Here is a 20,013-nt window from a genome sequence, read left to right as displayed (position 1 = left end):
GTGCAGCAATGCCTGGTCTTTTGCCCGGCTTGGCTGGCAGCGGACGGCGCGCAAGCGCCGCCGTACCTGGATTGAGCGGGTAGGGCGGACAGGGCGGCGCAAGCCAAAATTTAGGTCGCAATATAGGGCGCTGCCCAGCATTGCTCCTTACGTGCAGTAGGGAAGCGGCTGGGCTCTGTGCAATATCGGTGGGCTGGGCGTGCAGCCCATTTTTTTTGAGTATATGGCTGATTTATTCGCATTGACCGAAGAGGCTCTGGCCGGCATGGACGTCGAACTCGTGGACGTCGAGCGTGCCGCCCTGGGCCTTTTGCGCGTAACGATCGATCGGGTCGGCGGTGTGCGCATCGAAGACTGTGAGCAGGTGTCCCGCCAGTTGTCGCGGGTGTTTGAAGTCGAGAACATCGACTACAAGCGGCTGGAAGTCGGTTCGCCGGGCATTGACCGCCCGTTGCGCAACGAGGCTGAATTCCGCCGCTTCGCAGGTGAGCGCATCGAAATCAAGCTGCGCGAGGCATTGGACGGCCGCAAGGTCTTCTCGGGCACGTTGACCGTGCCGGAAGACGGCGCCGCAGCCTCGGATGCCGCTGCTGGAATGCACAAGACCGTGTTCGGTCTCGAATTTGAGGCAAAAAAGAACGAAGTCCAGGTATTGAATTTCACGGTCGACGATATCGAACGTGCAAAACTGGATCCCGTTCTGGATTTCAAGGGCAAAAAGCGATGAGTCGCGAAATTCTTCTGTTGGTCGATGCCTTGGCGCGTGAAAAGAACGTCACGCGCGACGTCGTGTTCGGCGCACTCGAAAGTGCGCTGGCCTCGGCCATGAAAAAGCGCTTCAAGGATGATGCGGACATTCGTGTCGCCATCGATAGGGAAACGGGCGACCACGAAGGTTTCCGCCGTTGGCTGGTCGTGCCTGATGAGGCCGGCCTGCAAGAGCCCGACAAGCAGGAAATGCTGTCGGACGCGGTGGAGATCGTCCCCGGAATCCAGGAAGGCGAGTACATCGAAGAGCCGCTGGAGCCCATCGAGTTCGGTCGTATCGGCGCTCAGGCCGCCAAGCAGGCCATCTTGCAAAAGATCCGCGACGCCGAGCGCGAACAGGTGCTGAACGACTTCCTGGACCGTGGCGAAACCATCGTGTCCGGCACGATCAAGCGCATGGACAAGGGCGATGCCATTGTCGAAACCGGCAAGATCGAAGCGCGCCTGCCGCGTTCCGAGATGATCCCGAAGGAAAACCTCCGGGTGGCCGACCGCGTCCGCGCGTTTGTGTTGCGTGTTGACCACGCCGCGCGCGGCCAGCAAGTGATCCTGTCGCGCACCTCGCCCGAGTTCATCCGCCAGCTGTTCGAGAACGAAGTTCCCGAGATCGAGCAAGGCCTGCTGGAGATCAAGGCTGCCGCACGCGATGCCGGCGTGCGTGCGAAGATCGCCGTCGTGGCATACGATAAGCGTATCGACCCCATCGGAACGTGTGTGGGCATGCGCGGTTCGCGCGTGACCGCCGTGCGCAACGAGTTGGGCGGCGAGCAGGTCGATATCGTGCTGTGGTCGGAAGACCCTGCGCAGTTTGTCATCGGCGCCCTGGCGCCGGCCAACGTCGAATCCATCGTCGTTGATGAAGACAAGCACGCGATGGACGTCGTGGTGGACGAGGAAAACCTGCCCAAGGCCATCGGCGCCAAGGGGCAGAACGTGCGCCTGGCTTCCGAGCTGACCGGCTGGCAGATCAACATCATGACGCCGGAAGAAAGCCTGAACCGCCAGGAAGTCGAGCGTTCGGGCCTGCGCGCCACGTTCATGAACAAGCTGGACGTCGACGAGGAAGTCGCTGACATCCTGATCGACGAAGGTTTCACCGGTATCGAGGAAATCGCCTACGTTCCCATGCAGGAACTGCTGGAAATCGAGGCGTTTGACGAAGACACCATCAATGAATTGCGCGCCCGTGCCCGCAATGCGCTGCTGACCGAGGCAATTGCCCAGGAAGAGCGCCTTGAGACCGCACAGGATTTGCTTGAACTCGAAGGCATGACGCAAGAACTGGCTGCCAAGCTGGCCGAGCGTCAAGTGCATACGCGTGATGATCTGGCCGAATTGGCAACGGACGAACTGGCGGAAATCGCCGGTCTGACCGAGCAGGAAGCCAGCGACCTCATCATGCGTGCCCGCGCCCATTGGTTCGACGAAGAATAACCAAAAGGACACGGGTCTGCGGTGGGCGAGGCGTCGCCTTATCCACCGCAAGTTCACGTTGTTTGTAATAGCTGCCTATAGGGAAGAGAGAGCCTAATGTCGAGTAATACCGTCGCCCAGTTCGCTACCGAGCTGAAAATGCCTGCCAATGTGCTGCTGGATCAGCTGCGCTCGGCTGGCGTTGACCTCAAATCGGTTGACGATTCCGTCACCGACAGCGACAAGGCGAAATTGCTCGAATCGCTGCGTCGCGCCCATGGCGCGACCGAAGGCAAGAAGATCACCCTGACGCGCCGCCAGACGTCCGAGATCCGGCAGGCCGACGCCACCGGCCGCTCGCGCACGATTCAGGTCGAAGTGCGCAAGAAGCGCGTGTTCGTCAAGCGTGATCCCTCCGAAATCGCCCTGGAACAGGCCGCGTCCGCGCGTGCCGAAGATGAAGTCTCCGTCGAAGAGGCGCAGCAGGTGTCCGCGCCGGCCGCAGCCGAGGCTCCTGCCGCGGTTGAGCCTCGCGAAGAAGCGGCAGTTGTCCAGGCAGAGGCTCCGGCCCCTGCCGAAGCGGAAGCATCCGTTGCTGTAGAAGCGCCCGCGCCGGTTGAAGCGCCCGCGCCTGTTGAATCCGTCGCGGCCGAAGCGCCCGCCCCCGTCGAGGCGCAAGCCGCCGAAGTCCAGGCCCAGCCTGAACCCGAACCGACGCCGGCGCCTGCTCCTGCCGAGCCCGTGGCCGAAGAGGCCAAGCCCGAAATCAAGACTGAATCCACCGAGCCCCAGGCTGAAGAAGCCAAGCCGGAACCCGCTGTGCTAGCCAATAAGTCCGAAACATCTTCCTCCCAGGCCGCCGCGCCTGTCGCCCAGGCTCAGCCTGCTGCGAAGTCCGAATCCGTCAAATCCGCCGCGCCTGCCTCGGCCGCCGCGCCCGCCGTCAAGGTGGGCAACCGCGCCGACAACCGCCGCGCCGGCCCGCCTCTTGCCGCCTCCGCCACGTCGGCCGGCCGCGATGAGGCCCGCCGCGCCGCCGAGGCCGAAGCTGCCGCCCTGCGCGAGATGCTGAACCGTCCCCGCAAGGTGCTGCGCGCCCCCGAGCCGGAGGCGCCCGCCGCGGCGGCTGCTCCGATTTCTGGCACGCTGCACAAGCCGGCCGGCAAGCCCGGCGCGACGCCTGGCGCCAAGAAGGATGCCAAGCCGGCCGCTCCTGGCGCGAAGAAGACCATCAAGACCGCCGAAGTCGCTTCGACCTGGTCCGATGACGCATCGCGCAAGAAGCCCGCCGACAAGCCGGCAGCCCCGGCCAGCCGCGACGGCTGGCGCGCTGGCGGCAAGGGCGGTGGCAAGGGCGGCGGCCGTGGTGGCCGCAACCAGCAGAACGACCGCCGCAACGAGCCCGCGCCGCAGGAATTCATCGCGCGTGAAGTGCACGTGCCGGAAACCATCAGCGTGGCCGACCTGGCCCACAAGATGTCCGTCAAGGCCGCCGAAGTCATCAAGCATTTGATGAAGCTGGGCCAGATGGTCACCATCAACCAGGTGCTGGACCAGGAAACGGCCATGATCGTGGTCGAGGAACTGGGCCACGTGGCGATCGCCGCCAAGCTGGACGACCCGGAAGCCTTCCTGGACGATTCCACGGCGGTTTCCGAAGCCGAGCAACTGCCGCGCGCGCCGGTCGTGACCGTCATGGGCCACGTCGACCACGGCAAGACCTCGCTGCTGGACTACATCCGCCGCGCCAAGGTTGCCGCGGGCGAAGCCGGCGGCATTACGCAGCACATCGGCGCCTACCACGTTCGCACCGAACGCGGCATGGTGACCTTCCTTGATACCCCGGGCCACGAGGCGTTCACCGCCATGCGTGCCCGCGGCGCCAAGGCGACCGACATCGTGATTCTGGTGGTTGCCGCCGACGACGGCGTGATGCCGCAGACGCGCGAAGCCATCCACCATGCCAAGGCCGCGGGCGTGCCCATGGTCGTGGCCGTGACCAAGATCGACAAGCCGTCCGCCAACCCGGAACGCGTCAAGCAGGAACTGGTGGCCGAACAGGTCGTGCCGGAAGAGTACGGCGGCGATGTGCCTTTCGTGGGCGTATCCGCCAAGACCGGCGAGGGCATCGACGATCTGCTCGAAAACGTGCTGCTGCAGGCCGAAGTGCTGGAATTGAAGGCTCCCGAAGACGCGCCCGCCAAGGGCCTGGTCATCGAAGCCCGTCTGGACAAGGGCCGCGGTCCTGTCGCGACGATCCTGGTGCAGAGCGGCACGCTCAAGCGCGGCGACGTGGTGCTGGCCGGCGCAAGCTTTGGCCGCGTGCGCGCCATGCTGGACGAAAACGGCAAGCCCATCCAGACCGCTGGCCCGTCGATCCCGGTGGAAATCCAGGGTCTGACCGAAGTGCCGGCCGCCGGCGACGAGCTGATGGCCCTGTCCGACGAGCGCAAGGCGCGCGAAATCGCGCTGTTCCGCCAAGGCAAGTTCCGCGACGTCAAGCTGGCCCGCCAACAGGCCGCCAAGCTGGAATCCATGTTCGACAACCTGGGCGAGGGCACGCAAACGCTCACGCTCATCGTCAAGACGGACGTGCAGGGTTCGCAGGAGGCGCTGGTGCAGTCGCTGGTCAAGCTGTCGACCGACGAAGTCCGCGTGCAAGTGGTGCATGCGGCCGTGGGCGGCATCTCGGAAACCGACATCAACCTGGCAATCGCCTCGAATGCCGTCGTCATCGGCTTTAACGTGCGTGCGGAAGCAAGCGCCAAGAAGCTGGCCGAGAACAACGGCATCGACGTGCGCTACTACAACATCATCTATGACGCCGTGGATGAAGTGAAGGCAGCCATGTCGGGCATGCTGGCGCCCGAGAAGAAAGAAGAAATCATCGGCCTGGTCGAGATCCGCGAGGTCTACAGCATCTCGCGCCTCGGCAACATCGCCGGTTGTATGGTGCTTGACGGCATCGTGCGCCGCGATTCCCAGGTTCGCCTGCTGCGCAACAACGTGGTCCACTGGACGGGGCATCTCGAATCGCTGCGCCGCTTCAAGGACGACGTCAAGGAAGTCAAGTCGGGCTTCGATTGCGGTCTTACGCTGCGCGGCAACAACGACATCCAGGTGGGCGACCAGCTGGAAGTCTTTGAAATCAAGGAAATCGCGCGTACGCTGTAAAGCGTCGCGAGGCATTATTTCTAATGAGCCGTCACAAGTCCAAAGCCATCCCCGGCCGCAATCTGCGGCTGGCCGACCAGATCCAGAAGGATCTGGCCGGGATCATCCAGCGCGAGATCGATATGACCCGCGCGGGACTGATCACGCTCTCTGGTGTGGAACTGTCGACCGACTACGCGCACGCCAAGGTGTATTTCACGGTTTTGGGCGCAGAGCCCGAAGCCGCGACCACCTTGCTGAACGAGAAGGCCGGCTGGCTGCATTCGCAGCTCTACAAGCTGTTGCACATTCACACTGTCCCCACTTTGCGTTTCTTCCACGACGAGCAAATCGCCCGTGGCATCGAGATGTCGATCCTCATCGACCGCGCAAATCGGCCCGGCCCGCATTCGGGCGTTCCCGACGAGCCAGAAGACCAGTCCTGATCGGGCTGTCGTCACTGCTTTAATTTCCGGATTCCGACGATGGCTAAACGACGCGGGCTTACGCTCGACGGTGTGCTGTTGCTCGACAAACCCGTAGGTTTGTCGAGTAATCACGCTTTGCAGCGCGCCAAGCGCGCCATGGACGCGGCGAAAGCCGGCCATACCGGCACGCTGGATCCCTTTGCCACCGGCCTGCTGGTGTGCTGCATGGGACGCGCCACCAAAATTTCCGGCGCGATGCTCAACGCCGACAAGGCATATCGCGCTACGCTGCAATTTGGCGAAGAGACCGATTCCGGCGACCTGACCGGCAACGTCGTGTCCACCGCCGAGCCGGGCTTTGTTGTCGAGGAACAGGCGCTGCGCGATGCGCTGTCACGTTTCTCGGGCACGATCGAGCAGATTCCGCCGATGTATTCGGCGCTCAAGCGCGACGGCAAGCCCTTGTACGAATACGCGCGTGCCGGCATCGAGCTTGAGCGGGCGCCGCGCCAGATTACGATACACCGCATCGAACTGTTGTCCCTGAACGGGACGCAGGCAGAGATCGATGTGGCATGCAGTAAAGGCACGTACATCCGCACACTGGCCCAGGACATCGGGCGCGTGCTGGGCTGTTACGCCCACCTGACGGCGCTGCGGCGCACGCATGTCGGGCCATTTTCTCTGGAACGCGCCGTTGAGCTGGAAGCCTTGCAGGCCATGCCAGACCCGAAGCAGGCATTGCTTGCACTGAACGAATTGCCGGAGGGCTTGCTGCCCTCCACCCTGACCTTAAAGGACTCGCTATGACTCGCGCCTTGCGCAACGTCGCCATCATCGCCCACGTGGACCACGGTAAAACCACCCTGGTCGACCAGCTGCTGCGCCAATCCGGCACCTTCCGCGAAAACCAGGCGCTGACCGAACGGGTCATGGACTCGAACGATCTGGAAAAAGAACGCGGCATCACGATTCTGGCCAAGAACTGTGCCGTTGAATACGAAGGCACGCACATCAACATCGTCGACACCCCGGGACACGCGGACTTCGGCGGCGAAGTCGAACGCGTGCTGTCCATGGTCGACGGCGTGCTGCTGCTGGTGGATGCCGTCGAAGGCCCCATGCCGCAGACCATCTTCGTGACCCGCAAGGCGCTGGCCCTGGGCCTGAAGCCGATCGTCGTGGTCAACAAGGTGGACCGCCCCGGCGCCCGCACCGACTTCGTCATCAACGCCACGTTCGACCTGTTCGACAAGCTGGGCGCGACCGAAGAGCAACTGGACTTCCCGGTGGTCTACGCCTCGGGCCTGTCCGGCTACGCCGGCTTGTCCCCGGACGTGCGCGAAGGCAACATGCGCCCGCTGTTCGAAGCCATTCTCGAACACGTGCCGCAGCGTGAAGACGACCCCAACGGTCCGCTGCAAATGCAGATCATCTCGCTGGACTACAACAGCTACGTCGGCAAGATCGGTGTGGGCCGCATCAACCGTGGCCGCATGCGCCCCGGCATGGAAGTGGCCTACAAGTTCGGTCCCGACGGCCAGGGCGGCCGCGGCCGCATCAACCAGGTCCAGAAGTTCCATGGCCTGGAGCGCGTGGTGGTGGACGAAGCCGAAGCCGGCGACATCGTGCTGATCAACGGCATCGAAGAACTGGGCATCGGCTGCACCGTGACCGATCCGGTCACGCAGGAAGCCCTGCCGATGCTGCGCATCGACGAGCCCACGCTGACCATGAACTTCATGGTGAACACGTCGCCGCTGGCCGGCCGCGAAGGCAAGTTCGTGACCAGCCGCCAGGTGCGCGACCGCCTGGACCGCGAGCTGAAGTCCAACGTGGCGCTGCGTGTGCGCGACACGGGCGACGACACGGTGTTCGAAGTGTCGGGCCGCGGCGAACTGCACCTGACCATTCTGCTGGAAACGATGCGCCGCGAAGGCTACGAGCTGGCCGTGTCGCGTCCGCGCGTGGTGTTCAAGGACATCGACGGCGTGAAATGCGAGCCGTTCGAATCCCTGACCGTCGACGTGGAAGACGCCCACCAGGGCGGCGTCATGGAAGAGCTGGGCCGCCGCAAGGGCGACCTGCAGGACATGCAGCCGGACGGCCGTGGCCGCACGCGCCTGGAATACCTGATCCCGGCCCGTGGCTTGATCGGTTTCCAGAACGAGTTCCTGACGCTGACGCGCGGCACGGGCCTCGTGAGCCATATCTTCCACGAGTACGCCCCGGTCAAGGAAGGCGCGATCGGCGAGCGCCGCAACGGCGTGCTGATCAGCCAGGACAACGGCGATGCCGTGGCCTACGCGCTGTGGAAGCTGCAGGATCGCGGCCGCATGTTCGTCAGCCCCGGCGATGCGCTGTATGAAGGCATGATCATCGGCATCCACAGCCGCGACAACGATCTGGTCGTGAACCCCATCAAGGGCAAGCAGCTGACCAACGTGCGCGCCTCGGGCACCGACGAAGCCGTGCGCCTGGTTCCGCCGATCCAGATGTCGCTGGAATACGCCGTGGAATTCATCGACGACGACGAACTGGTGGAAATCACCCCGAAGTCGATCCGCCTGCGCAAGCGTCACCTGCTGGAAAACGACCGCAAGCGCGCCGCGCGCGAATCCGCCATCTAAGCGGGTTGCGGGGCCAGGCCCCAGCGCTCCAGCAGTCAAAAGCCGCGCACCTTCGGGTGCGCGGTTTTTTTTCTACAGGCCGTTTTTCTGATGGCGGTATTCCTGCGTTTCGCCGCCGTAGCCGTAGGCGGCGGCGCGCGCATCGATAACGTGCACGTACGAACACTCGTGCAGCTCGCCCAGGATGTCCTGGAACGCGCCGAATATCTCCTTGATGAAGCGCGCCTTCTCGGCCTTGGTATTGGTCTCGTCGGTGACGCTGATGTCCAGGTGGAACGCGTTCTTGCCCTGCTCGGACAGCGGACGGCCGCCGATGAACCAGAGCTCGTGCGGGATGTGCTGCAGCGTGATCGCGATGACGGGCAGTTTCTTGCCCAATACCGATTGGGTGAGCCCGGCGACGGATTCGACGACGCGGCGGTTGACGGCGGCGTCGGACTGGCCGGAGATATGGACGACGATGTGGGGCATGGCAAGACTCCTGTGGGTGAGGGTGCAGAGCCAGTGTAGGGAGCCCGTTGACATCGGAAAAGCGGGAATCTACGATTTAATCCATCGATAAATCCGTTGGATAAACCATGCCTGGATTCGATCTGGACCAGTTGCGCACGCTGGTTGCCGTGCTGGATGCCGGCAGCCTCACGGCGGCGGCCCCGAAAGTGTTTCTCTCGCAATCGTCGGTCAGCGAACAGATGCGCAAGCTGGAGGACCGCGCCGGCCAGCCGCTGCTGGTGCGCGGCAAGGCCGGCGTGGCCGCCACGCCGGCCGGCGCGCGCCTGCTGGCGCACGCGCGCGCGATCCTGGCCTTGAGCGACGAGGCGTACCGGGATCTGCGCGGCGTCGCCCTGAGGGGCGAGCTGCGCCTGTGCATCACGGATTACTTCCGGCCCGGCGACGTGGCGCGCATGCTGCGGCGCCTGAACGAGCAGTATCCGCAGGTGCGCCTGCACGTCACGATCATGAAGAGCGGCGCCATCGAGGCAGCCTATGAGCGCGGTGAAATCGATGTGGGCATATCGATGGTCATCCAGGAGCGGGGCGCGGCCCGCGGCCGCGCGCCGGGCGCTTTGCTGCGCCGCGAGCCCCTGCTGTGGATGGCGGCCGAAGGCACAGCCGAAGCGCCGCCCGGGCCCTTGCCCCTGCTGGTCTTGCCGGAGACCTGCGCCTTGCGCCAGTACGTGGAACGGCTGCTGTCGCGCCGCAGCCTGGCGTACTCCGTCGCGCATGTGGCTTCCGGCGTGGCGGGCCTGCAATTGGCCATATCGGCGGGGCTGGGCGTGGCCTGCCTGAACGAGTCTGCCCTGGCGCCGGGCATCGCGCGCCTGAACGCGCCTGGCCTGCCGGCGCTGCCGGCGGTGGAGTTCCGCCTCCTGCCCGCGCGCCCCGGTGAAAGCGACTTCACCAGGCTCGCCCGGGAGGCTATCGTCAGGGCGCTGTCGTGAGCGGCAAGCGGGGCGCAGGACCCCCGCGTCCGTCTGGCGGCGTTGCAGGTATTCAAGGTATGAATACAGGTATTCCTTTTCCACTCACAAAACCGCCACAGGAGACGCAATGGGTGCCATCGACAAACTCGAGCCGTTCATCGACGCGCGCAGCGAGCGCTATGCTGAACTGAGCGACCGCATCTGGAGCCTGGCCGAGCTGCGCTACGACGAGCACAAGTCGGCCGAACTGCACATCGCGATGCTGGAGGAGGCGGGCTTTCGCGTCACGCGAGACGCGGCCGGCATCCCTACGGCCTTCGTGGCCGAGGCCGGCAGCGGCGGCCCGGTGATCGGCATCCTGGGCGAGTACGACGCGCTGTCCGGCTTGAGCCAGGAGAGCGGCGCCTATGCGTGCCAGCCATCGCCCGAGACGCCGAACGGCAACGGCCATGGCTGCGGCCACCATCTGCTGGGCACTGCCGCGCATTTCGCGGCAGTGGCGGTGAAGGAGTTCCTGCAGTCGAACGGACTGCCCGGCACAATCCGCTTTTACGGCTGTCCGGCCGAGGAGGGCGGGTCCGGCAAGACCTTCATGGCGCGGGCCGGCCTGTTCGATGAACTGGACGCGGCGCTGACCTGGCATCCCGCGTCGCACACCGGGATCTTCCATCAGTCGTCGCTGGCCAACATCCAGGCGTACTTCCGTTTCCGCGGCATTGCCGCGCATGCCGCGAATTCCCCGCACCTGGGGCGCAGCGCGCTGGATGCGGTGGAGCTGATGAACGTGGGCGTGAATTACCTGCGCGAGCACATGCTGCCCGATGCGCGGGTGCACTACGCCGTGACCAACAGCGGCGGAATTTCGCCCAACGTGGTGCAGGCGCGCGCCGAGGTGCTCTACCTGGTGCGCGCGCCCATCAATTCCCAGGCGGCCGAGCTCTACGAACGGGTCAAGAACGTGGCGCGCGGCGCGGCGCTGATGACAGGCTGCGAGCTGGACATCGTGTTCGACAAGGCCTGCTCCAACTACATCCCCAACGACGTGCTCAACCAGGTCATGTACGCCAACATGCAAGCGCTGCAAGGCCCGCAGTACACGGCGGGCGAGCAGCAGGCCGCGCGCCGCATGTGGGATTCGATCTCGGAAGACGATATCGACAACGCGGGCAAGAACCTGGGCGCGGTGCTGCGCAATCCGACGCCGCTCTTTAGCGGCGTGTCGCCGTACGAGCCGGGCAAGGCCGAGATCACGTACGGGTCGACGGACGTGGGCGACGTGAGCTGGGTCACGCCCACCGCGCAATGCTGGGGCGCGTGCTACGCCTACGGCACGCCCTTTCATTCCTGGCAGATGGTGGCGCAGGGCAAGATGTCCATGGCGCACAAGGGCATGGCGCACGCGGCCAAGATCATCGCGGCGACCGCCGCCGATCTCTATTCGAACCCCGAGGCGCTGGCCCGCGCCAAGGCGGAACTGATCGAGACGCGCCGCGGACAGCCCTACGTCTGCCCGATTCCGGCGGAGGTATTGCCATCGTTCATGCGCAAATGAGAGGGGCGCGGCGGCCATCCCCAAGGATGGCCGCTATCGTTCAGGCTGGCATGGACGGCGCGTATTGCTCGCCCGAGTTGACCTGTTCGTGAAATTCCACCACCTTGCGCACCACCTTGATCGGATCATCCTCGATGATGAAAAGATCCAGGTCGTGCGCGCCGATCATGCCGTTGGCAAGCACCTGGCCGCCCAGCCATTCGGCCAGTCCGGACCAGTATTCGCTGCCCACCAGCACGATCGGGGCTGGGGGAACCTTGCCCGTCTGGATGAGCGTCAACGCTTCGAAGAGTTCATCCAGGGTGCCAAACCCGCCCGGCATCGCCACATAGGCGAAGCTGTGCATGAAGAACGCCGCCTTGCGAGGAAAGAAGTACTCGAACGACAGGCTGATGGTTTGGTATTCATTGTTGTGCGCTTCGTGCGGCAGGCTGATGTTCAAGCCGACGCTCGTGCCTCCTGCTTCGAATGCGCCCTTGTTGGCGGCCTCCATGATGCCGGGGCCACCGCCTGCTATCACCGCAAAGCCTGCTTCGGCCAGTGCGGCCGAGATTGCGATGGTGGTTTCATAGTGGGGAGAATTGCGGCTGACTCGTGCGCTGCCGAAAACGCTGACTGCGGGCCCGATGTTTGCGAGCTTGTCTGCCGCCGTCCGTATCTCTGACATAATCAGCGGAATTTGTTTGCCGGCGGGTGTTTCCATATCTGCCTTTGTAACCATGAAAAAAACTCTATTACTGGTCGACGGTTCAAGTTACTTGTACCGCGCTTTCCACGCTATGCCTGATTTGCGCAACGCGCAAGGCGAACCCACGGGTGCGCTCTACGGCGTGGTGAATATGCTGCGCAAGCTTGTATCTGACCATAAGGCAGAGTATGCCGCATGTATTTTCGATGCTCGCGGCAAGACCTTCCGGGACGATCTGTACCCGGAATACAAGTCGCACCGTCCGCCCATGCCGGAAGACCTGGCCGCGCAGATCGAGCCCATCCACCGCGCGGTGCGCGCGCTGGGCTGGCCGGTGCTGGCCATCGAAGGGGTGGAAGCCGACGACGTGATCGGCACCCTGGCATGCCGCGCCGCCGAGCTCGACGTGCACACTATCGTCTCCACGGGCGACAAGGACCTGGCGCAGCTCGTCAACAGCCACGTCACCCTGGTCAACACCATGACGGGCGAAGTGCTGGACGAGCCGGGCGTGGTCAACAAGTTCGGCGTGCCGCCCGACCGCATCGTGGATTACCTGATGCTGGTGGGCGACACGGTGGACAACGTCCCGGGCGTGACCAAGGTGGGGCCCAAGACGGCAGCCAAATGGATTACGGAATTTGGCTCCGTCGACAAGCTGATCGAGGGCGCCGAAGCCGTCAAGGGCGTGGCCGGCAGCAACCTGCGCGAAGCCATCCCGAAATTCCCGCTGACGCGCCAGCTCCTGACCGTCAAGTGCGATTGCGACCTGGCCGGCCACGTGGACAGCGTGGACGACCTGACGCCGCGCCCGCGCGACGACGCGACGCTGACCGAACTGTACGAGCGCTATGGGTTCCGCACCTGGCTGCGCGACCTGACCGGCGATGCCGAGCGCGTGCCCACGGGCGATGCGCGGATCGCGCCGCAAGCCCCCGCCGCGCCGGCCGAGATCGACTACCGCATCATTTCCGACTGGGCGGCATTCGACGCCTGGATGGAAATGCTGCAGGGCGCGTCCCTGGCGGCGCTGGATACCGAGACCACCTCGCTGGACGAGATGCAGGCCAGGCTGGTCGGGCTGTCCCTGTCAGTGGCGCCCGGCGTGGCCTGCTACATCCCGGTCGCGCATCGGGGTCCGGACGGCGCGACCCAGCTGCCCAAGGCCGAGGTGCTGGCGCGGCTGAAGCCGTGGCTGGAGGACGCCTCGCGCGCCAAGCTGCTGCATCACGCCAAGTACGACACCCATGTGTTCGCCAACGAAGGCATCCGGCTGGCCGGCATCGCCGAAGACACGATGCTGCAAGCCTATGTGCTGGAATCCCATCGCGGCGTGGGCCTGAACGACCTGGCCCAGCGCTACCTGGGCCGCAGCGGGGTGTCTTACGAGGATCTTTGCGGCAAGGGCGCCAAGCAGATCGGCTTTGACGAAGTGGCGGTGGACAAGGCCGGCCATTACGCCGCCGAGGACGCCGACTTCACCTTGCAGTTGCATCAGGTGCTGCGTCCGATGGTGTCCGCCGACGAAGGGCTGGAGCGCATCTACCGGCTGGAAATGCAGGTGTCGGCCGTGCTGACCACCATCGAGCGCAACGGCGTCAAGGTGGACGCCGCCGAGCTCGGACGCCAGAGCCACAAGCTGGGCCAGGAAATGCTGCAGCTGGAACAGAAGGCCTATGAGCTGGCCGGGCAGCCCTTCAACCTGAATTCGCCCAAGCAGCTGGGCGAGATCCTGTTCGGTCGCATGCAGTTGCCGGTGGTGCGCAAGACCGCCGGCGGCGCGCCGTCCACGGACGAAGAGGTGCTGAGCAAGCTGGCGCTGGACTACCCGCTGCCGCAGGTGCTGCTGGAGTACCGCGGGCTGTCCAAGCTGAAGTCCACGTACACGGACAAGCTGCCGCGCATGATCAATCCGGATACGGGGCGGGTGCACACCCACTACTCGCAGGCCGCGGTGATCACGGGCCGGCTGGCGTCGTCCGATCCCAACCTGCAGAACATCCCGGTCCGCACGGAAGCGGGCCGGCGCGTGCGCGAGGCGTTCATCGCCGAGCAAGGCATGCTGCTGTCGGCGGACTATTCGCAGATCGAGCTGCGCATCATGGCGCACGTGTCCGATGACGCCAACCTGCAGCGCGCCTTCGCCGCGGGCGAGGACATCCACCGCGCCACCGCATCGGAAGTCTTCGGGGTGCCGCTGGACGGCGTGAGCACCGAGCAGCGCCGGGCCGCCAAGGCCATCAACTTCGGCCTGATCTACGGCATGGGGGTGTTCGGCCTGGCGTCCAACCTGGGCATCACGCGCGATGCCGCGCAGGCCTACATCGACCGCTACTTTGCCCGCTATCCCGGCGTGGCGATGTACATGGACAACACCCGCCGGCTGGCGCGCGAGCAGGGCTACGTGGAAACCGTCTTCGGGCGGCGGCTGCAGCTGCCGGAGATCCGCGGGGCCTCCGGTCCGCGCCGGCAGGGCGCCGAGCGGGCGGCCATCAACGCGCCCATGCAGGGCACGGCGGCCGACCTGATCAAGATGGCCATGGTGGCGGTGCAGGATTGGCTGGAAGCCGAAAAGCTGCAAACGCGCATGATCATGCAGGTGCACGATGAACTGGTGCTGGAAGCGCCGGACGCCGAACTGGAGGTGGTCAAGGAAGCGCTGCCTCGCCTGATGTGCAATGTGGCGGCCTTGCGGGTTCCGCTGGTGGCAGAGGTGGGCATGGGCAAGAACTGGGAACAGGCCCACTGAGGCTGTCCCCCAAAGGCAGGGCGTTCCCTGCCGGCAGTGCCGATGGGCCGCCTCCGGGCGGCCCATTTCCGCTTTTGGGATTGCAACAATATAATGTTGCGCTTTCCCCGCCTATTTCCGTCTCCCCACATGTTGCTGCTCTGGGTCCTGCTTGCCACCGTCACCGGTGGCCTTATTGCCGTCCTTGTCGCCAGCTGGCTGGCCTACAAGGTCTTTGCCCAATACCTGCATCACATGGTGAGCCTGTCGGTGGGCGTGCTGCTGTCGGTCGCCCTGCTGCATTTGCTGCCCGAGGCCTTCGAGACCGGGGTGGGAGACGCCCATGTGCTCTTTGGCCTGATGCTGGCGTCGCTGATCGGCTTTTTCGTGCTGGAGAAGATCGCGCTGCTGCGCCATAGCCATCACCATGAAGGCGATGGCCATCACCATCACAAGGGCCACGACCGCCACGAGGCGGGACGCGGCGGCATGCTGATCCTGATCGGCAGTTCGCTGCACAATCTGTGCGACGGCGTGCTGGTCGCGGCCGCCTTCCTGACCGACCCGCTGCTGGGCGTGCTGACCGCCGCGTCGATCATCGTGCATGAAGTGCCGCACAAGCTGGGCGATTTCGTCGTCCTGCTCAATGCGGGCCTGCAGCGGCGGCGCGCGTTTGCGCTGATCCTCTTCACCAGCCTGTGTTCAGCGGTGGGCGGCATAATAGGGTACTTCGTGCTGCAGCAGGCGCAGGACTGGGTGCCATACATCCTGGTGGTTGCAGCCAGCAGCTTCCTGTATATCTCGGTGGCCGACCTGATGCCGCAAATGCACGAACGGGTATCCCTATCCGACGCCGTCCCGCAGCTGCTGCTGGTCGGCGTGGGCGTGGCGCTGATCTACAGCGTCACGACACTGATGCACCACGGGCACGAACATGGCGCCGACGCCGGCCCTGGCGCGCCGCAAGCGGAGCATGGCCACCGGCACTAAGGCGGGGGCGGGGGATAGCCGGCTTTGTCGACCCCAACACAGGAGTTCTCCATGAGTTTTTCCGCCGCCGCCGGCAATGTTGCTCCCACCGTGATCCGCACGGACACGCAGGGACTGGTCCACGGGGATTTCAAGCTGCCCGTGGCAGATGGATCGATTGACGCCTATTACGCCGCGCCGCAAGGCCAGCGCGACCTGCCGATCGTGCTGGTCGTGCAGGAGATCTTCGGCGTCCACGAACATATCAAGGATCTTTGCCGCCGGGTAGCCCAGGCCGGCTATCTGGCGGTCGCCGCCAACCTCTACCAGCGCCAGGGCGACGCCTCGGCCTACACCGACATTCCGAAACTCATCTCGGAGCTGGTCAGCAAGGTGCCCGACGAACAGGTCTTTTCGGATCTGGACGCCAGCGTGGCCTGGGCCGCGGCCAACGGCGGGGACGCCAGGCGCGTCGCGGTCACGGGTTTCTGCTGGGGCGGGCGCCTGACCTGGATGTACGCGGCGCACAATCCGGACGTAAAGGCCGGCGTGGCCTGGTACGGCAAGCTCAGCGTGGGCCATGGTCCGCTGATCAAGCGCGTGGCCTTTGACGTGGCCAACGAACTTCACGGCCCCGTGCTGGGCCTGTATGGCGGCCGCGACGCCAGCATCCCGCTCGTGGACGTCGAAACCATGAAGGCCAAGCTGGCCGCCGGCAACGCCGCGGCGCAGCAGTCCGAGCTCGTGGTGTATCCCGAAGCCGACCACGCCTTCCTGGCGGACTACCGGGCGAGCTACCAGCCCGAGGCCGCGAAGGACGGCTGGCGCCGGATGCTGGAGTGGTTTACGCGGTATTTGTGACTGGCATGACGGCTTAAAAAAAACCGACCCGCACGGGTCGGTTTTTTTGCGCCCACAGCGGGCCCCAGTCCATACAGGCAGCCCCCTCGGGGGGCGGCATGCGAGCGAAGCGAGTGCGGCGTGGGGGCCTTAATTCCCCGCTTCGCGCAGGCGGCTGGGGAGGAGTTCGCCGTGGCGGGCCAGCAGCGGATAGGCCGCCGCGCCGACCAGATGGGAGTTGATGCCCTTCATGTCCCGCAGGATGTCCAGGTAGAGCGCGCCGACTTCGGCGGCGTCGACCTCGCCCGCCTTGATCTTTTGCAGATGCGTGTCGGCGGCCTGCGTTTCGATCGTGCGGAATCGGGCCTTTTCGCCAGCCAGCGAGCGGGCCTGGCGCAGGTCGTCGTTGACGAAGAGGGCGGCGGCGGTGCGCTGGTTGGCGATGAGCTGGCCCAGGGTGTCGTCCAGGCTGGCGCGCTGCTCGGGCGAGAAGACCCAGCCCTGCTTGCGCAGCTTGGCAACGTGGCTGAGCAGGCCGTGGTGGGCGATGTCCCCCGCATGGCCGATATTGCTGGCGAACGCCAGAATATCGTCCATGCGCTGGATGTCGTCGCGCGTCATGTTTTCCTGGTCCAGCGTGGCCAGGTAGGTCGTGATGGCGTTTTCCAGCTTGTCCAGCGCGGCGTCCAACTGGCGCGCCTGCACCAGGCGATGGCGATTGTCGCGCTTGAAGCCGGCGCGCGCGTAAAGCAGCAGCGTCTGCAGCATGTCGGCCATGCGCAGGGCCTCGCGGGCCGCATTGCCCAGGGCCACGGCCGGCACGTCATGCGCCCATTCGTCCAGATACTGGGGGCGGGACGGGTCGTTTGGATCGGCGCGCTTGGGCAGCCAGCGGGTGAGCAGGGCGGCGTACGGCGTGAGCAGCGGCAGGAAAACCAGCGCGATGACCGCGTTGAACAGCGTATGGAAGTTGGCCACGGCGCGCGCCGGTTCGCTGGCCAGTCCGCTCATCAGCGGCTGCAGCACCGGCAGCAGCAGCAGGCCGGCCAGCACGCCCAGCACCCGGGTCAGCAGGTTGCCCAGCGGCAGGCGGCGGGCGGCGGGATCGTCGCCGGTCACGCCCTCGATCATCGGGTTGATGGCGGTGCCCAGGTTGGCGCCCAGCACCAGCGCGAAGGCGACGTGGGGCGCCACCATGTTGTGGCTGGCCAAAGACATCACCAGCACCACCACGGCCACGCTGGAGTGCGCCGCCCAGGTAAAGGCCGCGGACAGCAGCACGGCCGCCACGGGCTGGGTCGCCAGGGCGTCCAGGATCATGCCCAGCATCGGGGCGGTCTGGAACGGTTCGAAGAGTTCGACCAGCTGGTGCAGGGACAGCAGCAGCAGGCCCAGGCCGATGAAGACCCGGCCCAGGTCGCGCGTGCGTCCCGGCGGATAGCGCCGGAACATCCAGACGCCCGCCAGGATCAGGATGGGGGCCAACGCGGTCAGGTCGAAGGACAGCAGCTGGACGATCAGCGTGGTGCCGACGTTGGCGCCCAGCATGGCGGCCAGGGCCGGCACCAGGCCCACGACCCCGCCGGCGGCAAAGCCGGTGATCATCAATCCGGTGGCGGTGCTGCTCTGGAGGGCGGCGGTGATGCCCAGGCCTGCCGCGAAGGCCCGCAACCGGGTGCCCAGGGCCCGCCCCAACGCCGCGCCCAAGGCGGCCCCGAAGGCGCGTTGCACGCCCGTTTGGACCATATGCACGCCCCAGAGGAGCAGCGCAACGTAGCCGGCGAAGTCAAGCAGGGTAATGATTCCAGACATCCAGGCGGGTTTCCGTTCTTTTTATGACAAGTAATAATTCTGTAATGATCGCATGCCAGGCCGGGCGGGGAAACCCGTCCGGGCAATACAGGATACGCCCGGCGGGGCTTTGCCGCGTATGCCTCTGCCTGCGCGTATCATTGCCTGATCATTTGTGGATGTATTGGAGTTCTGCGTGGCCGTTTCCGTATTCGATCTGTTCAAGATAGGCATAGGCCCGTCGAGCTCCCATACGGTGGGCCCGATGCGGGCGGCGCTGTTGTTCGCGCAGGGCCTGGAGCGCGACGGCCTGATTCCGCGCGTCGCCAGCGTCCGGGCCGAACTTTACGGATCGCTGGGCGCCACCGGCAAGGGCCACGGCACCGACAAGGGCGTACTGCTCGGCCTGATGGGCGAGGCGCCCGACACCGTGGATCCCGCCGCCATCGCCGGCATGGTCGCGTCGGTGCGCGCCAGCCGCCAGCTGCCGCTGCTGGGAAAGTACCCGCTGCCTTTCGTGGAAAAGGAGCACATGATGTTCTACCGCCGCGAGGCGATGGCTGAACATCCCAACGGCATGAAGTTCCATGCCTTCGACGCCAGCGGCGAGTCGCTGCGGGAGTCGCGCTACCTGTCGGTGGGAGGCGGATTCGTGGTGACCGCCGGCGCGTCGAACAGCCAGGTCATCGCCGCGCACAATCAATTGCCATATCCGTTCCGCATGGGCCGCGAACTGCTGGCCATGTGCCGCGAGAGCGGGCTGACGGTGGCCCAGCTCATGATGAAGAACGAGCTGACCTGGCGCGACGCCTCGGAAGTGGACAGCGGCCTGGACCGCATCTGGCAGGTCATGCAGGACTGTGTGTCGCGCGGCTGTGGCATCAATTACCCGGAAGCGGACGGCGAACTGCCCGGCCCCTTGCGGGTGCGCCGCCGCGCGCCGGAGCTCTATCGCAACCTGACGCAGCGCGCCGAACGCACGCTGTCCGACCCCTTGTCGGTCATGGACTGGGTCAATCTGTACGCCATGGCGGTCAACGAAGAGAACGCCGCCGGCGGCCGCGTGGTCACGGCGCCGACCAACGGCGCGGCGGGCATCATTCCCGCCGTGCTGCACTACTACGACCGTTTCGTTCCCGGCTCCAACCGCGAGGGCGTGCGGGATTTCCTGCTGACCGCCGCTGCTATCGGGCTGCTCTACAAGTACAACGCCTCGCTCTCGGGCGCCGAAGTCGGCTGTCAGGGCGAAGTGGGCGTGGCGTGCTCGATGGCGGCGGGCGGCCTGGCCGCGGCCCTGGGCGGCTCGGTCGAGCAGGTCGAGAATGCCGCCGAGATCGGCATGGAGCACAACCTGGGCCTGACCTGCGACCCCGTCGGCGGGCTGGTCCAGATTCCGTGCATCGAGCGCAACGCCATGGCGTCCATCAAGGCGGTGAATGCCGCCCGCATGGCGCTGCGCGGCGACGGCCAGCATTATGTGTCGCTGGATTCGGTCATCAAGACCATGCGCGAGACCGGCGCCGACATGAAGACCAAATACAAGGAAACCGCGCGCGGCGGCCTGGCGGTGAACATCGTCGAGTGCTGACCGCCCCAGGGCCGCGTCAAAAAAAAACCCCTCGAAGAGGG

Annotated in this window: 15 protein-coding genes; 12 read left to right on the top strand and 3 right to left on the bottom strand. The window is 65.3% G+C overall.

The window, feature by feature from the left end; translation table 11 throughout:
- Window positions 1–223: 223 nt before the first annotated feature.
- From rimP to typA, 6 genes are all read left to right on the top strand, one after another.
- Window positions 224–727 carry a ribosome maturation factor RimP gene (gene rimP, locus ACFWP0_RS10050; protein WP_377841646.1) on the top strand — a complete coding sequence of 168 codons (504 nt, stop codon included), beginning with the start codon at window positions 224–226 and terminating at the stop codon, window positions 725–727.
- Complete coding sequence (gene nusA, locus ACFWP0_RS10045; protein WP_377841644.1) at window positions 724–2,202, top strand: transcription termination factor NusA; 1,479 nt, start codon at window positions 724–726, stop codon at window positions 2,200–2,202. The genes rimP and nusA overlap by 4 nt, the downstream gene beginning before the upstream one ends.
- Window positions 2,203–2,298: 96 nt before the next feature.
- The gene (gene infB, locus ACFWP0_RS10040) at window positions 2,299–5,355 is read left to right on the top strand and encodes a translation initiation factor IF-2 (protein ID WP_377841642.1); all 3,057 of its coding nucleotides are present in this window, start codon (window positions 2,299–2,301) and stop codon (window positions 5,353–5,355) included.
- Window positions 5,356–5,378: 23 nt separating this feature from the next.
- Window positions 5,379–5,780: a 30S ribosome-binding factor RbfA gene (gene rbfA / locus ACFWP0_RS10035; RefSeq protein WP_377841641.1), complete on the top strand. Its 402-nt coding sequence runs from the start codon at window positions 5,379–5,381 to the stop codon at window positions 5,778–5,780.
- Window positions 5,781–5,819: 39 nt separating this feature from the next.
- A complete protein-coding gene (gene truB / locus ACFWP0_RS10030) occupies window positions 5,820–6,572 on the top strand; it encodes a tRNA pseudouridine(55) synthase TruB (RefSeq protein WP_377841639.1) in 753 nt (250 codons plus the stop codon).
- Window positions 6,569–8,392: a translational GTPase TypA gene (gene typA / locus ACFWP0_RS10025; protein WP_377841638.1), complete on the top strand. Its 1,824-nt coding sequence runs from the start codon at window positions 6,569–6,571 to the stop codon at window positions 8,390–8,392. The genes truB and typA overlap by 4 nt, the downstream gene beginning before the upstream one ends.
- A gap of 72 nt (window positions 8,393–8,464) precedes the next feature.
- On the opposite strand, the gene ACFWP0_RS10020 is transcribed toward typA, so the two are convergent.
- On the bottom strand, window positions 8,465–8,863 hold the full coding sequence (locus tag ACFWP0_RS10020) for a 4-oxalocrotonate tautomerase family protein (RefSeq protein ID WP_377841636.1): 399 nt from the start codon (window positions 8,861–8,863) through the stop codon (window positions 8,465–8,467).
- A 107-nt stretch (window positions 8,864–8,970) separates the two neighbouring features.
- Between ACFWP0_RS10020 and ACFWP0_RS10015 the strand changes: the two genes are divergently transcribed.
- Entirely contained in the window at window positions 8,971–9,834 is an 864-nt protein-coding gene (locus tag ACFWP0_RS10015; protein ID WP_377841635.1) for a LysR family transcriptional regulator, read from the top strand.
- A 109-nt stretch (window positions 9,835–9,943) separates the two neighbouring features.
- The gene (locus ACFWP0_RS10010; protein ID WP_377841633.1) at window positions 9,944–11,368 is read left to right on the top strand and encodes a M20 family metallopeptidase; all 1,425 of its coding nucleotides are present in this window, start codon (window positions 9,944–9,946) and stop codon (window positions 11,366–11,368) included.
- Between the two features lie 40 nt (window positions 11,369–11,408).
- On the opposite strand, the gene ACFWP0_RS10005 is transcribed toward ACFWP0_RS10010, so the two are convergent.
- Window positions 11,409–12,035 carry a TIGR00730 family Rossman fold protein gene (locus ACFWP0_RS10005; RefSeq protein WP_377841871.1) on the bottom strand — a complete coding sequence of 209 codons (627 nt, stop codon included), beginning with the start codon at window positions 12,033–12,035 and terminating at the stop codon, window positions 11,409–11,411.
- Between the two features lie 52 nt (window positions 12,036–12,087).
- Here ACFWP0_RS10005 and polA point away from each other — a divergent pair, with 52 nt between their 5' ends.
- The 3 genes from polA to ACFWP0_RS09990 all read left to right on the top strand — a co-directional run bounded on the left by polA (window position 12,088) and on the right by ACFWP0_RS09990 (window position 16,614).
- Complete coding sequence (polA, locus tag ACFWP0_RS10000; protein ID WP_377841631.1) at window positions 12,088–14,805, top strand: DNA polymerase I; 2,718 nt, start codon at window positions 12,088–12,090, stop codon at window positions 14,803–14,805.
- A 129-nt stretch (window positions 14,806–14,934) separates the two neighbouring features.
- Complete coding sequence (locus tag ACFWP0_RS09995; RefSeq protein ID WP_377841630.1) at window positions 14,935–15,774, top strand: ZIP family metal transporter; 840 nt, start codon at window positions 14,935–14,937, stop codon at window positions 15,772–15,774.
- 51 nt (window positions 15,775–15,825) lie between these two features.
- Window positions 15,826–16,614, top strand: coding sequence for a dienelactone hydrolase family protein (locus ACFWP0_RS09990; RefSeq protein WP_377841629.1), 789 nt, complete (start codon window positions 15,826–15,828; stop codon window positions 16,612–16,614).
- 129 nt (window positions 16,615–16,743) lie between these two features.
- Here ACFWP0_RS09990 and ACFWP0_RS09985 read toward each other — a convergent pair whose 3' ends face one another.
- Window positions 16,744–18,405 (bottom strand): Na/Pi cotransporter family protein, encoded by a 1,662-nt coding sequence (locus tag ACFWP0_RS09985; protein ID WP_377841627.1) that lies wholly within the window; start codon window positions 18,403–18,405, stop codon window positions 16,744–16,746.
- A 175-nt stretch (window positions 18,406–18,580) separates the two neighbouring features.
- On the opposite strand from ACFWP0_RS09985, the gene ACFWP0_RS09980 reads away from it, so the two are divergent.
- The gene (locus ACFWP0_RS09980; RefSeq protein WP_377841625.1) at window positions 18,581–19,972 is read left to right on the top strand and encodes an L-serine ammonia-lyase; all 1,392 of its coding nucleotides are present in this window, start codon (window positions 18,581–18,583) and stop codon (window positions 19,970–19,972) included.
- Window positions 19,973–20,013 lie beyond the last annotated feature (41 nt).

This window comes from Achromobacter sp. NPDC058515, from assembly GCF_042721735.1.
Lineage (GTDB): Bacteria > Pseudomonadota > Gammaproteobacteria > Burkholderiales > Burkholderiaceae_B > Achromobacter.
Note: the sequence above shows the minus strand (reverse complement) of the source record. Positions and strands in the feature narration are given on the sequence as shown.

What these genes read in the sequence shown, in the direction of transcription:
- typA (WP_377841638.1), top strand. Translation starts at nt 6,569, where the DNA reads ATGACTCGCGCCTTGCGCAACGTCGCCATCATCGCCCACGTGGACCAC.
- rbfA (WP_377841641.1), top strand. Translation starts at nt 5,379, where the DNA reads ATGAGCCGTCACAAGTCCAAAGCCATCCCCGGCCGCAATCTGCGGCTG.
- polA (WP_377841631.1), top strand. Translation starts at nt 12,088, where the DNA reads ATGAAAAAAACTCTATTACTGGTCGACGGTTCAAGTTACTTGTACCGC.
- ACFWP0_RS10020 (WP_377841636.1), bottom strand. Translation starts at nt 8,863, where the DNA reads ATGCCCCACATCGTCGTCCATATCTCCGGCCAGTCCGACGCCGCCGTC.
- ACFWP0_RS09985 (WP_377841627.1), bottom strand. Translation starts at nt 18,405, where the DNA reads ATGTCTGGAATCATTACCCTGCTTGACTTCGCCGGCTACGTTGCGCTG.
- truB (WP_377841639.1), top strand. Translation starts at nt 5,820, where the DNA reads ATGGCTAAACGACGCGGGCTTACGCTCGACGGTGTGCTGTTGCTCGAC.
- nusA (WP_377841644.1), top strand. Translation starts at nt 724, where the DNA reads ATGAGTCGCGAAATTCTTCTGTTGGTCGATGCCTTGGCGCGTGAAAAG.
- rimP (WP_377841646.1), top strand. Translation starts at nt 224, where the DNA reads ATGGCTGATTTATTCGCATTGACCGAAGAGGCTCTGGCCGGCATGGAC.
- ACFWP0_RS10010 (WP_377841633.1), top strand. Translation starts at nt 9,944, where the DNA reads ATGGGTGCCATCGACAAACTCGAGCCGTTCATCGACGCGCGCAGCGAG.
- infB (WP_377841642.1), top strand. Translation starts at nt 2,299, where the DNA reads ATGTCGAGTAATACCGTCGCCCAGTTCGCTACCGAGCTGAAAATGCCT.
- ACFWP0_RS10005 (WP_377841871.1), bottom strand. Translation starts at nt 12,035, where the DNA reads ATGTCAGAGATACGGACGGCGGCAGACAAGCTCGCAAACATCGGGCCC.
- ACFWP0_RS09995 (WP_377841630.1), top strand. Translation starts at nt 14,935, where the DNA reads ATGTTGCTGCTCTGGGTCCTGCTTGCCACCGTCACCGGTGGCCTTATT.
- ACFWP0_RS10015 (WP_377841635.1), top strand. Translation starts at nt 8,971, where the DNA reads ATGCCTGGATTCGATCTGGACCAGTTGCGCACGCTGGTTGCCGTGCTG.
- ACFWP0_RS09990 (WP_377841629.1), top strand. Translation starts at nt 15,826, where the DNA reads ATGAGTTTTTCCGCCGCCGCCGGCAATGTTGCTCCCACCGTGATCCGC.